Source organism: Janthinobacterium sp. FT14W (assembly GCF_009208755.1).
Lineage (GTDB): Bacteria > Pseudomonadota > Gammaproteobacteria > Burkholderiales > Burkholderiaceae_D > Janthinobacterium > Janthinobacterium violaceinigrum.
This window is the reverse complement of the sequence record NZ_WFLL01000042.1, coordinates 35,602-50,036: the sequence shown is the minus strand read 5'-3', so window position 1 is coordinate 50,036 and position 14,435 is coordinate 35,602. Positions and strand designations below refer to the sequence as shown.

16 protein-coding genes are annotated in these 14,435 nt (G+C 61.9%); 11 read left to right on the top strand and 5 right to left on the bottom strand.

All coding sequences use genetic code 11. The features are described 5' to 3' along the window. From GCN74_RS22755 to GCN74_RS22725, 7 genes are all read left to right on the top strand, one after another. The coding region (locus tag GCN74_RS22755) for a hypothetical protein (protein ID WP_152258779.1) at positions 1-466 on the top strand (466 nt) is incomplete at its 5' end. Further along, positions 463-984, top strand: coding sequence for a hypothetical protein (locus tag GCN74_RS22750; protein WP_152258778.1), 522 nt, complete (start codon positions 463-465; stop codon positions 982-984). The genes GCN74_RS22755 and GCN74_RS22750, both read left to right, overlap by 4 nt. After that, complete coding sequence (locus tag GCN74_RS22745; RefSeq protein WP_152258777.1) at positions 984-3,014, top strand: secretin N-terminal domain-containing protein; 2,031 nt, start codon at positions 984-986, stop codon at positions 3,012-3,014. The genes GCN74_RS22750 and GCN74_RS22745 overlap by 1 nt, the downstream gene beginning before the upstream one ends. Beyond that, positions 3,011-3,502 carry a type II secretion system protein gene (locus tag GCN74_RS22740; RefSeq protein WP_152258776.1) on the top strand — a complete coding sequence of 164 codons (492 nt, stop codon included), beginning with the start codon at positions 3,011-3,013 and terminating at the stop codon, positions 3,500-3,502. Before GCN74_RS22745 ends, GCN74_RS22740 begins: the two co-directional genes overlap by 4 nt. A 3-nt stretch (positions 3,503-3,505) precedes the next feature. Then, positions 3,506-3,898, top strand: coding sequence for a type II secretion system protein (locus tag GCN74_RS22735; RefSeq protein ID WP_152258775.1), 393 nt, complete (start codon positions 3,506-3,508; stop codon positions 3,896-3,898). Between the two features lie 5 nt (positions 3,899-3,903). Continuing rightward, positions 3,904-4,536: a type II secretion system protein gene (locus tag GCN74_RS22730; protein ID WP_152258774.1), complete on the top strand. Its 633-nt coding sequence runs from the start codon at positions 3,904-3,906 to the stop codon at positions 4,534-4,536. A 223-nt stretch (positions 4,537-4,759) separates the two neighbouring features. Next, positions 4,760-5,254 carry an FxDxF family PEP-CTERM protein gene (locus tag GCN74_RS22725; RefSeq protein ID WP_152258773.1) on the top strand — a complete coding sequence of 165 codons (495 nt, stop codon included), beginning with the start codon at positions 4,760-4,762 and terminating at the stop codon, positions 5,252-5,254. A 316-nt stretch (positions 5,255-5,570) separates the two neighbouring features. On the opposite strand, the gene murJ is transcribed toward GCN74_RS22725, so the two are convergent. Next, the gene (gene murJ / locus GCN74_RS22720) at positions 5,571-7,118 is read right to left on the bottom strand and encodes a murein biosynthesis integral membrane protein MurJ (protein ID WP_152258772.1); all 1,548 of its coding nucleotides are present in this window, start codon (positions 7,116-7,118) and stop codon (positions 5,571-5,573) included. Between the two features lie 308 nt (positions 7,119-7,426). Here murJ and rpsT point away from each other — a divergent pair, with 308 nt between their 5' ends. Continuing rightward, a complete protein-coding gene (gene rpsT / locus GCN74_RS22715) occupies positions 7,427-7,693 on the top strand; it encodes a 30S ribosomal protein S20 (protein WP_038495058.1) in 267 nt (88 codons plus the stop codon). Between the two features lie 161 nt (positions 7,694-7,854). Here the strand turns inward: rpsT and GCN74_RS22710 are convergent, their stop codons facing one another. The 3 genes from GCN74_RS22710 to GCN74_RS22700 all read right to left on the bottom strand — a co-directional run bounded on the left by GCN74_RS22710 (position 7,855) and on the right by GCN74_RS22700 (position 9,454). Next, on the bottom strand, positions 7,855-8,307 hold the full coding sequence (locus GCN74_RS22710; protein WP_152258771.1) for a DUF192 domain-containing protein: 453 nt from the start codon (positions 8,305-8,307) through the stop codon (positions 7,855-7,857). Between the two features lie 145 nt (positions 8,308-8,452). Next, the gene (locus GCN74_RS22705) at positions 8,453-8,779 is read right to left on the bottom strand and encodes a hypothetical protein (RefSeq protein ID WP_226939174.1); all 327 of its coding nucleotides are present in this window, start codon (positions 8,777-8,779) and stop codon (positions 8,453-8,455) included. Positions 8,780-8,890: 111 nt separating this feature from the next. Continuing rightward, the gene (locus tag GCN74_RS22700; protein ID WP_152258770.1) at positions 8,891-9,454 is read right to left on the bottom strand and encodes a pseudouridine synthase; all 564 of its coding nucleotides are present in this window, start codon (positions 9,452-9,454) and stop codon (positions 8,891-8,893) included. 310 nt (positions 9,455-9,764) lie between these two features. Between GCN74_RS22700 and icd the strand changes: the two genes are divergently transcribed. Beyond that, on the top strand, positions 9,765-11,018 hold the full coding sequence (icd, locus tag GCN74_RS22695) for an NADP-dependent isocitrate dehydrogenase (protein ID WP_152258769.1): 1,254 nt from the start codon (positions 9,765-9,767) through the stop codon (positions 11,016-11,018). A 90-nt stretch (positions 11,019-11,108) separates the two neighbouring features. Here the strand turns inward: icd and GCN74_RS22690 are convergent, their stop codons facing one another. Continuing rightward, positions 11,109-11,312, bottom strand: a complete 204-nt coding sequence (locus GCN74_RS22690) for a cold-shock protein (protein WP_010395943.1) — start codon at positions 11,310-11,312, stop codon at positions 11,109-11,111. Positions 11,313-11,633: 321 nt separating this feature from the next. Between GCN74_RS22690 and clpS the strand changes: the two genes are divergently transcribed. Next, positions 11,634-11,936, top strand: coding sequence for an ATP-dependent Clp protease adapter ClpS (gene clpS / locus GCN74_RS22685; protein ID WP_034751577.1), 303 nt, complete (start codon positions 11,634-11,636; stop codon positions 11,934-11,936). Next, a complete protein-coding gene (clpA, locus tag GCN74_RS22680) occupies positions 11,933-14,233 on the top strand; it encodes an ATP-dependent Clp protease ATP-binding subunit ClpA (RefSeq protein WP_152258768.1) in 2,301 nt (766 codons plus the stop codon). The genes clpS and clpA overlap by 4 nt, the downstream gene beginning before the upstream one ends. Positions 14,234-14,435: the final 202 nt, after the last annotated feature.

Genomic DNA, 14,435 nt, shown 5'->3' with positions numbered 1-14,435 from the left:
GGCCTGGCAGCAGCGCGCCGTGGCGGCGCGGCTGGAAGCGCGCCCCTTGCCGCAGCCGTCGCTGGCCGTCGCCATCGCGGCGCCCCCGGCGACGGCCAGCGAGAACCTGGCGCGCTTTTATGCCGCGCTGGGACAGCAGCGCCATGCGGAGCAGCAAGTCAAGCAGCTGTTCGACCTGGCCGCGAAGAACGGCTTGCTGCTGGCGCAGGGCGAATACAAGAGCGGCTACGACAAGGCCAGCAGGGTCGCCACGTACCAGGTGACCTTGCCGTTGAAGGGCAGCTACGCGGCCGTGTGGCAGTTCGCGCTGCAAGCGCTGCGCGCCGTACCCTTCGCCTCGCTGGACGAGCTGAGTTTTCGCCGCGAGCAGATCGCCGATACCGAGCTGGAAGCGCGCCTGCGCCTGACCTTTTATTTGACCGATGCGCAGGCCGGTGCACCGGCCGATGCGGGCGGCGCGCCATGACGCCGCGCCATTATCTGATGCTGGCCGGCGTGCTGGGGGCGGGCGCCTTGCTGCTGTTCGGCGAGCGCCAGCCCGTGGCCGAGGGGGCCGAGGCGGTGGAGCGGGCCGTCGTGCCGGTGCGCCATGCGGCCGCCAGGCCGCAGGCCGCGCAGCCGGCCATCCTGGCCCTGCTGCCGCGCAGCGAAGTGGCGGGCGAGGATGGCGACACCTTTGGCGGCGCCGGCGGCGTCTTCCAGAGCCAGAACTGGACCCCGCCGCCGCCGAAGGTGGCGGCCGTTGCCGCGCCGCCGCCTCCCCCGCCGATGGCGCCGCCGCTGCCCTTCGTCTACCTGGGCAAGGCGGCCGCCGACGGCGCCTGGGAAGTGTTTTTGTCGCGCGCCGACAAGACGTATATCGTGCGCGCCAATACCGTCATCGATGGCGCCTACAAGGTCGTGGCGATCGCGCCGCCCGTCATGACGCTCACTTATCTGCCGTTGAACCAGGTTCAGCAGCTCAACATTGGAGTACACGAGTGATGTCCCGTTCCTTTTCATCGGCGCCGTTGCTGGCACTGCTGGTGCTGCTGGCCGGCTGCGCCGGGCAGCAAGCCTACCGCGACGGGCGCGAGCTGATCGCGCAAGACCAGGTGCCGGCCGGCCTGCAGAAGCTGCAGGAAGCGCTGCAGCAGGACCCCGGCAACGCGCAATACCGCAGCGCGTACCTGCAGGCGCGCGAACGGGCCACCAGCAGCCGTTTGCAGCAGGCCGAGCGCCAGGCGCAGGCGGGGCAGGGCGAGCAGGCGCGCGCGGGCTTTCTAAGCGTGCTGGAAATCGATGCGCAGAACGAGCGGGCCGCCAGCGGCTTGCGTGCGCTCGAACGCGAGCAGCGCCAGGGCAAGCTGCTGGCCGAAGCGCAGAAGGATGCCGAGGCGAAGCGCTACGACCCGGCGCGCCAGCGCCTGAACGCCATCCTCACGGAGCAGCCGAATCACGCCGGCGCGCGCGCGCTGCTGCGCGACGTCGATGAAAAAACGGCGCCGCCCGTGGTCGAGTCGGGCCTGGCCAGATCGTACAAGCAGCCGATCACGATCGAGTTCCGCGACGCGCCGTTAAAGCAGGTGTTCGAGCTGATCGCGCGCCGTTCCGGCCTTAATTTCGTCTTCGACAAGGACGTCAAGGCTGACGCGAAAACCTCGATCTTCCTGAAGAACAGCACGGTGGAATCGGCCGTCTACTTCCTGCTGGTGACGAACCAGCTGGAACAGCAGGTGATGGATGCGAACACCATTCTGATCTATCCCAACGTGGCGGCAAAACTGAAGGAATACCAGGAAGTGCTGGTGAAGACCTTCTTCCTGGCGAACGCGGACGCCAAGCAGGTGGCCAACACGCTCAAGACCATACTGAAGACGCGCGACGTGGTGGCCGATGAAAAGCTCAACCTCGTCATCGTGCGCGACACGCCCGAGGCGATCCGCCTGGCCGAGCGCCTGATCGCGCTGCAGGACGTGCCCGAGGCGGAAGTGGTGCTGGAACTGGAAATCCTCGAAGTCAAGCGCAGCCGCCTGCTGGAGCTGGGCGTGGCCTGGCCGTCGAGCCTGACCCTGGCGCCACTGAGCCGGTCGGGCGGCCTGGGGCTGACGGTCAGCGACCTGAATAACCTGAACCAGCACAGCATCGGCGTGAGCGACCTGTCCGTGACGGCGAACGCCAAGAAGACGGACGGCGATGCGAACATCCTGGCCAACCCCCGCATCCGCGTGCGCAACCGGGAAAAGGCGAAATTCGTCATCGGCGACAGGGTGCCCGTGATTACCACCACCATTTCGCCGGGCATGGGCGGCTTTGCCTCCGAATCCATCAGCTACCTGGACGTGGGCCTGACGGTGAACGCGGAACCGACCATCTATCTGAACAATGAAGTGGGCATCCGCATCTCGCTGGAAGTGAGCAACCTGGGCGCGGCCACCATCACCAAGAGCGGCTCGACCCTGTACCAGATCGGCACGCGCCAGGCGTCGACCATGCTGCAATTGAAGGATGGCGAAAACCAGGTGCTGGCGGGCCTGATCAATAATGAAGAACGCAGCTCGGGCAACAAGGTGCCGGGCCTGGGCGAGATTCCCGTGCTGGGACGCCTGTTCGGCAGCAGCAAGGACGACAGCCAGAAGACGGAAATCGTGCTGTCGATCACGCCGCACCTGGTGCGCACGGTGCAGCGTCCGGAAGCGAAGGAATCGGAATTCTCCGCCGGCACGGAAGGCAGCTTCCGCCGCCGTCCCGACATGGCGGCCAAGGCGCCCACGCAGATGCCGGGCACGGTGATCGTGCGTTCCGGCCCGTCGGCCGTCGGCATGCAGGCGCCGCCGCCGCAGCCGCTGATGGCGCCGGGCCAGGTGCCGTCAACCTTGCCGCAGAGCGTGCCCGCGCCGGAGGTGGCGCCGTCGCCCGAGCCGGCTCCGTCGTCCCTGCCCATATCGTCGGGCCAGCCCGTGCCGCTGCAGGCGTCGCCCTTGCCGCTGTCGTCCAGCCAGCCGGTGCCGGTGGCGCCGCAGCCCGCCAAATGAGGCTGGCGCCTGCGCAGGGCGATCAAGGTGGATTCACCCTGATCGAGCTGCTGGTGACCTTGGCCATCCTGGGCGTGCTGGCCACCCTGGTCATCCCCGTCGCGCAGGTGACGGTGCAGCGGCGCCAGGAGCAGGAGCTGCGGCGCGCGCTGCGCGAGATCCGCCAGGGGCTCGACGCCTACAAGCGGGCCGGCGACGAAGGCCGCATCCTGCGCGCGCCCGATGCCAGCGGCTATCCGAAAAGCCTGGAACTGCTGGTCGAGGGCGTGCCGGACCAGCGCAATCCGAAGCGCAGCAAGCTGTTTTTCCTGCGCCGCGTGCCGCGCGACCCGTTCAACGGGAACGCGGGCCTGAGCGATGCGCAAACGTGGGGCAAGCGCAGCTACGCCAGCGAAGCGGCCGAGCCGCGCGAAGGCGACGATGTCTACGATGTGTATTGCACGTCCGGCAAGACCGGCTTGAACGACGTGCCCTACCGTTTATGGTGAACCATGGCTGCTGAAAACGCCCCGGCCCCCCCGCGCGGCTTTACCCTGATCGAATTGCTGGTGGTGCTCGGCATCGTGGCGCTGCTGCTGACCCTGGCCGTGCCCCGTTACTTTCCCAGCCTCGACAAGGCGAAGGAAACCGTGCTGGCGGACAATTTGCGCAACTTGCGCGCCACCATCGACCAGTTTCACGGCGATACGGGCCGCTATCCAGATTCCCTGGAGCAACTGGTGGAAAAAAAATACCTGCGCGCCATGCCCATCGACCCCATCACGGACAGCGAGGCCAGCTGGCTCATCGTGCCGCCGCCGGACGACACGCCGGGCCAGGTGTATGACGTGAAAAGCGGCGCGCCCGGCAAGGACCGCAGCGGCACGCCGTTTGCCGACTGGTAGCGGCGATGCGCCGTTCCGCACGCCGCCAGCGCGGCTTTACTTACCTGGGCCTGATCATCCTGGTGGCCATCCTGGGCCTGGTGGGGGCGGCCGGCTTGAAGGTGGGTTCTCTGCTGCAGCGCCAGGCGGCCGAGCAGGAGCTGCTCGACATCGGCGCGCAGTTTGCCGATGCGCTGCAGAGCTACGCGGGCGCTACGCCCGCCGGCCAGCCGCAGCAACCGCCCACCCTGGCCGCCTTGCTGCGCGATCCCCGTTTTCCTCAGGTGCGCCGCCACCTGCGCAAGCTGTACGTCGACCCCATCACGGGGCGCGCCGAATGGGGCTTGCTGTACCAGCCCGGCAGCCGGGGCATCATCGGCGTGCATAGCCTGTCGTCGTCCGCGCCCTTAAAGGTGGGCAATTTCGAGGCCCGCTTTACTGGCTTTGAAGGCAAGACGCATTTGTCCGAGTGGCAATTCGTCGTCGGCAGCCCCGTGCCGCCGGCGGGGCTGGCGCAGGTGCCGGCAGACGTACCCGCGCCGCCCGCCTTGTTTCCACCGCCTCGGCCTGCAGTGCCCACGGCAGAACCAGCGGCGCCCGAGGTGGCGGAACCGGAGGACGAGGCCGCTGCGCAGCAAGAGGCGCGCGATCCATCTTAACCATAAGTCAACAATGAACAAGGCGGGGAGAACTATTTTCATTTGGAAATACTCCATTGCCTGCAACCATTTCATAGAAGAAATAATTATAATAAATGAAATTTCGATAAAATATTTATAAGTAATTTAATGCCTTTATGCTACCATCTGGCTTGGTACTTTCGGTACTAAAACGGTGGCTGGCTCCATTGTGGCGGCCATAAATTACTTTTAAGGATAAGTTATGAAATTGAAATTTATCGCGGCAGGCATTCTGGCTGCAGCATCGTTCAGCGCATCGGCGGCAACGTACGACCTGGGCATCCTGGACCCTAGCGGTTCCGATACGCTGTCGGCAATCACCACCAAATTCACGGCGGGCGCCCTGGTTGACGACTTCTGGACATTCAAACTGGTAACGCCATCGTCGACGTCGTTTGGTGCCCTGCAAACGTTTTCCGTGGTGGAAGGCGCGATCCAGGATTTTTCGGCCACCTTGCTCGGGTACGGCAGTCTCACCAACAGCACTGCGGCCGGGGTGCAAAGCCTGAGCTGGACGGGGCCCCTGGCCGCTGGCGAGTACACCGTGCACGTCACTGGCCTGACGGGCCTGGCAAAGGCCCAGTATCTGGGTTCGGTATCGGCCTTGCCGGTACCTGAGCCGGAAACCTACGGCATGCTGCTGGGTGGCCTGGCGCTGGTCGGTTTCGCCGCCCGCCGCGCTCGCAAAGCCGTTTGACTGTTTCCCGGCCAGCATGACAAAACCCGCCTCGGCGGGTTTTTTTTGTCTCTACAACACGCGCAATGACGACAAGCTGCGCAGGACCAGGCGCCAGGTCGAAGACAGTACGCCAGTACGGCAAGACGCAGGCAGCATCCTGCGCAATGACGACAAGCTGCGCAGGACCAGGCGCCAAGTCGAAGACAGTACGCCAGTACGGCAAGACGCAGGCAGCATCCTGCGCAATGAGGACAAGCTGCGCAGGACCAGGCGCCAGGTCGAAGACAGTACGCCAGTACGGCAAGACGCAGGCAACAACGTCCTGCGCAGCTTGTCAGGCGCTGCGCTTGAAGTCGCGGAAACGGAAGCCAACAAGGAAGAGGGTGGCAAAGTAGGCCACGCCGCACAGGCTCACCACGAGGGCCAGCGCGCCGGCCCGCAGCAGCGGATGAGCTTGCATGGCGATCCAGTCGATGCGCAGGGCGCCCAGATACGCCACGCCGCCCATCACTATGAGTGCCGGCAACAGGCGCAGGAAGAACCTGGCCCAGCCCGGTTTCGGCTGGTAGATGCCCCGCTTGCGCAAGCCCCAGTACAGGAAGCTGGCGTTCAGGCAGGCGCCCAGGCCGATGGACAGGGCCAGGCCGGCCACGGCGATGTAGGGCACGAACAGCAAATTCATCAGCTGCGTGGCGATCAGCACGCCGATGGCGATCTTGACGGGCGTACGGATGTCCTGGCGCGCATAGAAGGCGGGCGCCAGGGTTTTCACGAGGATGATGCCGATCAGTCCCAGGCTGTAGGCGACCAGCGGTTCCGTCGACATGCTCACGGATTCGGCCGTGAACTTGCCGTAATGGAAGAGGGTGGCGATCAGGGGCGTGGCCAGGGTCGCCATGCCGACGGCGGCGGGCAGGGCCAGCAGGAAAGTCAGGCGCAAGCCCCAGTCCAGCAGGGCCGAGTATTCCGTCTTGTCGCCATCCACGTTGGCCTTCGACAGGCTGGGCAGCAAGATGGTGCCCAGGGCCACGCCCAGCATGGCGGTCGGAAACTCCATGAGCCGGTCCGCATACGACAGCCAGGAAATGCTGCCTTCGGCCAGGCGCGAGGCGATGCTGGTGTTGATCATCAGGCTGATCTGGGCCGCGGAGACGGCAAACACGGCCGGTCCCATCTTTTTCAGCACGCGGCGCACGCCGCCGTCGGACAGGCCGATGGCGGGATTGATCGACAGGCGCGGCAGCATGCCGATCTTGATCAGCGCGGGAATCTGGATGGCCACCTGCAGCACGCCGCCGGCGAACACGGCAATGGCCATGGCGTAGATCGGCTGTTTCAGGTGGGGCGCGAGGAAGAGCGAGGCGGCGATGAACGACAGGTTCAGCAGCACTGGCGTGAATGCGGGGATCTTGAATTCGCGCCAGGTGTTCAGGATGCCGCCGGCCAGGGCCACGAAGGACATGCAAGTAATATAAGGGAACATCAGGCGCGTCATCCACACGGCCGCGTCGAAGGCGCCCGCATCCTTGGACAGGCCCGTGGCGATGGCGTACACGAACCACGGCGCGCCCACGATGCCGACGGCGGACACGAGCAGGGTGGCCCAGACGAGGGTGGTGGCCACATGGTCGGCCAGCTGCTTGCTGGCTTCCTGGCCATGCTGGTTCTTGTATTCGGACAAGATCGGCACGAAGGCTTGCGAGAACGCCCCCTCGGCAAACAGGCGGCGCAACAGGTTGGGGATGCGGAAGGCAACAATGAAGGCGTCCGTGTAGGCGCCGGCGCCAAAGGCGCGCGCGAACAGGCTTTCGCGCAATAATCCGGTTACACGGGACAGCATGGTCATGCTGGAGATGGCGGCGAGGGTTTTAAGCAAGTTCATGGGGGCAGATTATAGCCGGGGGCGGTACCGTTAAACGCTTAAAATATGGTAACAATTACTGCCGATTCCCCGCGGATACGCCCTTGCCGGGCCCATTTTCACGTGTTTTTGGCGCGATACACGGTTTTTTGATTTGCCCCCGCTTGAAAATATCGCTATAATCGAAGGCTGTACAGAATTCTGTTACGCAGACACTAATGTTTGACAGGCACTGGTTTGGCACACATGGTTCGGCAGACGCACAGAACGCACCGGTTGGCAAACACTAATGTTTGCAAACGCACTTTGACCCTGTTTTAGGAAATTCCATGGCAAATACCGCACAAGCGCGCAAACGCGCTCGTCAAGCAGTTAAGCAAAACGCACAAAATTCGTCCCAACGTTCGACCTTGCGCACGGCTATCAAAGCTGCTCGCAAAGCGATCCAGGGCGGCGACAAGGCAGCTGCTGCTGCAATCTTCCAGGCATCCGTGTCGACCATCGACCGTATCGCTGACAAGAAGATCATCCACAAAAACAAGGCAGCTCGCCATAAGAGCCGTCTGGCAGCTGCTTTGAAAGCACTGTCCGCTTAATATTCGCCAGCAGGCAAGCCGCCAAGGCGGCCTTGCCTGTGCCGGTACGCTGGCACTGGTTGAAAAGCAAAAACCCGCAGATTCATTCTGGCGGGTTTTTTCGCGTTCATGCGCGATTTTTCCGTTGTTTCCGGCAGCCGCCTGCTGCCGGCCGCCACCGGCTAGCGCAGCGCGGGCAGGTTGCCGATGTTCATGCCAGGCTTGATGTTTTTCTGCTTGAACCAGCCCAGGTTCATTTCCAGCGCATAGCGCACGGGCACGGTCCTGGTGGAGCAATGGCTGTCGAGGGTATGCGGCTGCATGTCTTCGATGTTGACGATCTTGCCACTGGCGTCGATAAAGGCCACCGACAGGGGCAGCGGCGTGTTTTTCATCCACATGCATTGCGTGGATGGGTTGCCAAAGACAAACAGCATGCCCGCATTTGCCGGCATCTTTTCACGGTACATCAAGCCCAGCTCGCGCTGCTCTTCCGTGGCAGCCACTTCCGCCTGGATCAGGTGCATGCCGGCCGATAGTTGCAGGCTCTTGCCTTGCGGAGCTTGTGCTTGGGCAATGCCGGCGCACGCCATCATGGCGATGGACAGGCTGAGACGGTGCAGGGAATTTTTCATGGTGCGGGATGGTGGCTGCGAAGCGGCGATTAAGCCATGCTGGCGGCTGCCCGGTCAAGCATGCTGCCTGGCCGCGCCGAAAGCGTGGGGTTACAGCAACATGGCTGCCGCCGTAACCCCGGGAACTACCCTTGATTCCTGTCTCTTACTTCACCGGCTTGCCTGCTTCTGCGGCCGGCTTGTTCGTCTTGCGCGCCTGGGGAACCAGGCGTTGCGGTGCATCGGTTGCGGCCGAGGCCTTGGTCGACGCACCCGCACGTGCCGCATCCGTCGCGGCGGACGCATTGGTGGACGCGGAGGCCGGCGGCACCGGCTTGGCGGCGTCGGTGGCGGCCGATGCATGGCTGGCGGCCGATGCGGGTGGCGGTTTGACGGCATCGGTGGCTGCGGAAGCATGCACCTGGGCGCCCGACTGGGCCAGTGCGGCGCCAGCCAGCAGGGAAGCGGCCAGGGTTAATATTACTTTTGTCATCATCTTTCCTTTTTCGTCATGTTAAGGTGGGATGATTTTAATGCATTATCTAAAAATAAATAGTGCTTAATGGCAAAATTTCAGCAGTGAAGCCACTATTTCTTGTCCTGCTCACGCTTTTCCAATGTTCTCGGCTGGCACTTCGCACCATTCGCCGGGCATCAATGGGTGGCTGGCCAGCGAGAACGGGCCGATGGCGCTGCGCACCAGGCGCAGGGTGGGCAAGCCGACGGCCGCCGTCATGCGCCGCACCTGCCGGTTTTTTCCTTCCTTGAGCGTGATCGCCAGCCAGGACGTGGGCTTGTCGGCGCGCGCGCGGATGGGCGGATTGCGGGGCCACAGCCAGTCCGGCTCGGCGATGCGCACGGCCTTGCACGGTTTGGTGATGAAGTCGCCCAGGTCCAGCGGCGCCTGCAGGCGCGCCAGGCTGGCCGCATCGGGCACGCCATCGACCTGCACCAGGTAGGTTTTCGCTTCCTTGCGGTCCGGGTGGCTGATTTCGTGCTGCAGGCGGCCGTCGTCCGTCAGCAGCAGCAAGCCTTCGCTGTCGGCGTCGAGCCGGCCGGCCGGATAGATGCCGGGAATGGTCAGATGGTCGGCCAGGGTGGCGCGGCCGTCCTGCGGCGAAAACTGGCACAGGACCTGGAATGGTTTATTGAAGAGGATGAGTGGCATGCTGGTCGATTAATTGATGCAAACGATGGTGGCTGCTGATTGGCGCCGCAAAAGCGTGGCGCCTTGTAAGATACTGGTGCATAATATGAAATGTTGGTCTTATGTCTTATAGAAGACTTGATGCCCGCGTGCCCGTACGCTTCCCTGGCGCGGCGTGCTGCATGGCGATGCGGATGGCCCGGGGGTGCTTTCCCTGCTAAAGTGCGTTGTTGCCGCCATGTTCGGACTTGTTTTTGTAAACTCTGCAACCGCAGAGCGCGTCGCCGGCCTGTGTTGCCCGCCGGCGGCGTGTCCCACTTCGGAGATCACGATGTATCAACATATCACTGTACCTGCTGACGGCCAAAAAATCACCGTCAACGCCGATTTTTCGCTGAATGTACCAGATAATCCCATCGTTCCCTTCATTGAAGGCGATGGCACGGGCATCGATATCAGCCCCGTCATGATCAAGGTGATCGACGCTGCCGTGGCCAAGGCCTATGGCGGCGCGCGCAAGATCAGCTGGATGGAAATCTATGCGGGCGAAAAATCGACGAATGTGTACGGTCCCGATGTGTGGCTGCCGGAAGAAACCCTGGCCGTGCTGAAAGACTACGTGGTTTCCATCAAGGGTCCGCTGACGACGCCCGTGGGCGGCGGCATCCGCTCGCTGAACGTGGCCCTGCGCCAGCAGCTGGACCTGTACGTCTGCCTGCGTCCCGTGCGCTACTTCACGGGCGTGCCGTCGCCCGTGAAAGAGCCGGAAAAGACGGATATGGTGATTTTCCGCGAAAACTCGGAAGACATCTACGCCGGCATCGAATACCAGCAGGGTTCCGAGGGCGCGAAAAAGCTCATCGATTTCCTCGTCAAGGAAATGGGCGTGTCGAAGATCCGCTTCCCGAACACCTCCGGCATCGGCATCAAGCCCGTGTCCATCGAAGGCACGGAGCGCCTGGTGCGCAAGGCCATCCAGTACGCGATCGACAATGACAAGCCGTCCGTGACGATCGTGCACAAAGGCAACATCATGAAGTACACGGAAGGCGGTTTCCGCGACTGGGCGTATGCGCTGGCGCAAAAGGAATTCGGCGCCGAGCTGATCGATGGCGGTCCGTGGTGCAAGTTCAAGAATCCGAAGACGGGCCGCGACATCACGGTCAAGGATTCCATCGCTGACGCGTTCCTGCAACAAATCCTGCTGCGCCCGGCCGAATACAGCGTCATCGCCACCTTGAATCTGAACGGCGACTATATTTCCGACGCGCTGGCGGCGCAAGTGGGCGGCATCGGCATCGCGCCGGGCGCCAACCTGTCCGATTCCGTGGCCATGTTCGAAGCGACGCACGGCACGGCGCCGAAGTACGCGGGCAAGGATTACGTGAATCCCGGTTCCCTGATCCTGTCGGCGGAAATGATGCTGCGCCACATGGGCTGGCTGGAGGCGGCCGACCTGGTGATTTCCTCGATGCAGAAGTCGATCGCCTCGAAGCGCGTCACCTATGATTTTGCCCGCCTGATGGAAGGCGCGACGCAGGTATCGTGCTCCGGGTTCGGCCAGGTGATGATCGAGCACATGTAACACGAGGAGGGGCAGGGTGCCGGGCACCCTGCGGACGAAAAAAAACCCCGTCTCACAACGGGGTTTTTCACATCTGAGGGCCGGCGATGCTTAGGCTGCTTGGATGTTGGAAGCTTGCTTGCCTTTAGGGCCTTGCGTGACTTCGAATTGAACTTTTTGACCTTCTTTGAGGGTCTTGAAACCGTTCATGTTGATTGCGGAGAAGTGAGCAAACAAATCTTCGCCGCCGTCATCTGGGGTGATGAAGCCAAAACCTTTGGAATCATTGAACCACTTAACTGTACCTGTTGCCATAAAAAGAACTTTCAAAATTAAAACAAATCACACGAGCCATAAAAGCAAGAAGCTTCTTGCCCCCTCCTCGACGTCTCACTTCTTATCAAGCTGTACATTACTGCAACAGTCGATACAGCATTGTTGGCGGAATAAATAATGAAGTCAAGCGCTTTTCCATCGATATTGCCAAATTCTTCACGACAACCAAAAAAGCAACTCTTGATTTTGACAGCAAGGTCGCCATCTGCGCACTATTAAGAAAACGCGTAAGATTGAAAACAATTGGAAAGGCGTAGATATTGCGCATGACAACCACTGTGAAAGCATTAGAATAAGCGTATGGCAACCAAGCACGACACAGAAACCCTGCTGGAGCGGCAAGTGCTGAAGCCGCCACCGCTCTACCAGGTAGCCTTGCTCAATGACGACTACACCCCGATGGAATTTGTGGTGGCTATCATTCAGGAGTATTTCAACAAGGACCGTGAAACGGCGACGCAAATCATGCTCAGTGTTCATCGCTACGGCAAAGGAGTGTGCGGCGTGTTCTCTAAAGATATAGCGTGTACCAAAGTGGAGTTCGTTTTAACGCATGCGCGCAAGGCGGGGCATCCCCTGCAGTGCGTGATGGAGGAAGTATGATTGCGCAGGAATTAGAAGTAAGTTTGCACATGGCGTTTGTCGAAGCTCGACAGGCACGGCACGAATTCATCACGGTTGAGCATTTACTGCTGGCACTGCTGGACAATCCCTCCGCTGCCGAGGTATTGCGTGCCTGCGCGGTCAATATTGAAGACCTGCGCAAGACCCTCACCAATTTCATCGGCGATAACACGCCGACCGTGCCTGGCACGGGCGAAGTCGACACCCAGCCGACGCTTGGTTTCCAGCGCGTGATCCAGCGCGCCATCATGCATGTCCAGTCTGCCTCGAATGGCAAGAAGGAAGTCACGGGCGCCAATGTGCTGGTGGCCATCTTCGGCGAAAAGGATTCGCATGCGGTGTACTACCTGCACCAGCAGGGCGTGACGCGCCTGGACGTGGTCAATTTCATCTCGCACGGCGTGCGCAAGGACCAGTCGACGGAAAGCGCGAAAGCTTCCGAAGGCGTGGAAGAGGCGCCCGTCGACGGCCAGCCGAAGGAAAGCCCGCTCGACCAGTTCACGCAAAACCTGAACAAGGCCGCTGCCGAAGGCAAGATCGATCCGCTGATCGGCCGCGAGGAAGAAGTCGACCGCGTGATCCAGATCCTGTGCCGCCGCCGCAAGAACAATCCGCTGCTGGTCGGCGAGGCGGGCGTGGGCAAGACGGCCATCGCCGAAGGCCTCGCTTACCGCATCACGCAGAGCGACGTGCCCGAAATCCTGCAGAATGCCGTCGTGTATTCGCTGGACATGGGCGCCTTGCTGGCCGGTACCAAATACCGCGGCGACTTCGAACAGCGCCTGAAAGCCGTGCTGAAACAGCTGAAGGACAATCCGAACGGCATCCTGTTCATCGACGAAATCCACACCATCATCGGTGCGGGCTCGGCCTCGGGCGGCACGCTGGACGCATCGAACCTGCTGAAACCGGCACTGGCGAATGGCCAGCTGAAGTGCATCGGCGCGACCACGTACACGGAATTCCGCGGCGTGTTCGAGAAAGACCATGCCTTGAGCCGCCGTTTCCAGAAAGTGGACGTCAACGAGCCGACCGTCGAACAAACCGTGCAGATCCTGCGCGGCCTCAAGTCGCGCTTCGAAGAGCACCATGGCGTGAAATACTCGGCCTCGGCCCTGTCGACGGCGGCCGAACTGGCGGCGCGCTTCATCAACGACCGCCATCTGCCCGACAAGGCGATCGACGTTATCGATGAAGCGGGCGCGGCGCAGCGCATCCTGCCGAAGTCGAAACAGAAGAAAACCATCGGCAAGGCCGAGATCGAGGACATCATCGCCAAGATCGCCCGCATTCCGCCGCAAACGGTCAACCAGGACGACCGCAGCAAGCTGCAGACGATCGACCGCGACTTGCGCAATGTGGTGTTCGGGCAAGATCCCGCCATCGATGCGCTGGCCTCGGCCATCAAGATGGCCCGTGCCGGCCTGGGCAAGACGGACAAGCCGATCGGCTCCTTCCTGTTCTCCGGTCCGACCGGCGTGGGCAAGACCGAGGTGGCCAAGCAACTGGCGTTCATCCTCGGCATCGAGCTGATCCGTTTCGACATGTCGGAATACATGGAACGCCATGCCGTCAGCCGTCTGATCGGCGCGCCGCCGGGCTACGTCGGTTTCGACCAGGGCGGCCTGCTGACGGAAGCGATCACCAAGAAACCGCATGCGGTGCTGCTGCTCGATGAAATTGAAAAAGCTCATCCGGACATTTTCAATATCCTGCTGCAAGTGATGGATCACGGTACCTTGACGGACAACAATGGCCGCAAAGCCGATTTCCGCAATGTGATCATCATCATGACCACCAATGCGGGGGCGGAAAGCTTGCAGAAGGCTTCGATCGGCTTCACCAATTCCAAGCAGGCAGGCGACGAGATGGCCGACATCAAGCGCATGTTTACGCCGGAATTCCGCAACCGCATCGACGCGACCATCAGCTTCCGCGCGCTGGACCAGGAAATCATCCTGCGCGTGGTCGACAAGTTCCTCATGCAGCTGGAAGAGCAGTTGCACGAGAAAAAGGTCGAAGCCGTGTTTACCGAGAAGCTGCGTACCTTCCTGGGCAAGAAAGGCTTCGATCCGCTGATGGGCGCGCGGCCGATGTCACGCCTGATCCAGGACCTGATCCGCAAGGCCCTGGCCGACGAGCTGCTGTTCGGCCGCCTGGTCACCGGCGGACGGGTCACGGTCGACCTCGACGACAAGGAGCAGGTCTTGCTGGAATTCCCGGAACCGCCAGACGCGGCGCCCACGGCTGCACCGGAAACGGTGGAAGTGGAGTAAGCGCAGCCTGCGCCACGCGCCATCCGAAAAACCCGCCCCACGCAAGTGGCGCGGGTTTTTTTACGTGCCGGCCATGCCGATGGCTGAAATGTTGTAAAAATGACTTTGTTTAAAAATAGGTATTGCTTTCGCGCAAGCTATGCAAGAATCATGATCCCGATGCCGGCTGCGCTCCACATCGTTTCGCCTCCCTAGCTCGTTG

Bases quoted from the DNA above. Each gene is read 5' to 3' on its own strand.
- GCN74_RS22750 (WP_152258778.1), top strand. From the start codon at position 463: ATGACGCCGCGCCATTATCTGATGCTGGCCGGCGTGCTGGGGGCGGGC.
- GCN74_RS22745 (WP_152258777.1), top strand. From the start codon at position 984: ATGTCCCGTTCCTTTTCATCGGCGCCGTTGCTGGCACTGCTGGTGCTG.
- GCN74_RS22740 (WP_152258776.1), top strand. From the start codon at position 3,011: ATGAGGCTGGCGCCTGCGCAGGGCGATCAAGGTGGATTCACCCTGATC.
- GCN74_RS22735 (WP_152258775.1), top strand. From the start codon at position 3,506: ATGGCTGCTGAAAACGCCCCGGCCCCCCCGCGCGGCTTTACCCTGATC.
- GCN74_RS22730 (WP_152258774.1), top strand. From the start codon at position 3,904: ATGCGCCGTTCCGCACGCCGCCAGCGCGGCTTTACTTACCTGGGCCTG.
- GCN74_RS22725 (WP_152258773.1), top strand. From the start codon at position 4,760: ATGAAATTGAAATTTATCGCGGCAGGCATTCTGGCTGCAGCATCGTTC.
- murJ (WP_152258772.1), bottom strand. From the start codon at position 7,118: ATGAACTTGCTTAAAACCCTCGCCGCCATCTCCAGCATGACCATGCTG.
- rpsT (WP_038495058.1), top strand. From the start codon at position 7,427: ATGGCAAATACCGCACAAGCGCGCAAACGCGCTCGTCAAGCAGTTAAG.
- GCN74_RS22710 (WP_152258771.1), bottom strand. From the start codon at position 8,307: ATGAAAAATTCCCTGCACCGTCTCAGCCTGTCCATCGCCATGATGGCG.
- GCN74_RS22705 (WP_226939174.1), bottom strand. From the start codon at position 8,779: ATGACAAAAGTAATATTAACCCTGGCCGCTTCCCTGCTGGCTGGCGCC.
- GCN74_RS22700 (WP_152258770.1), bottom strand. From the start codon at position 9,454: ATGCCACTCATCCTCTTCAATAAACCATTCCAGGTCCTGTGCCAGTTT.
- icd (WP_152258769.1), top strand. From the start codon at position 9,765: ATGTATCAACATATCACTGTACCTGCTGACGGCCAAAAAATCACCGTC.
- GCN74_RS22690 (WP_010395943.1), bottom strand. From the start codon at position 11,312: ATGGCAACAGGTACAGTTAAGTGGTTCAATGATTCCAAAGGTTTTGGC.
- clpS (WP_034751577.1), top strand. From the start codon at position 11,634: ATGGCAACCAAGCACGACACAGAAACCCTGCTGGAGCGGCAAGTGCTG.
- clpA (WP_152258768.1), top strand. From the start codon at position 11,933: ATGATTGCGCAGGAATTAGAAGTAAGTTTGCACATGGCGTTTGTCGAA.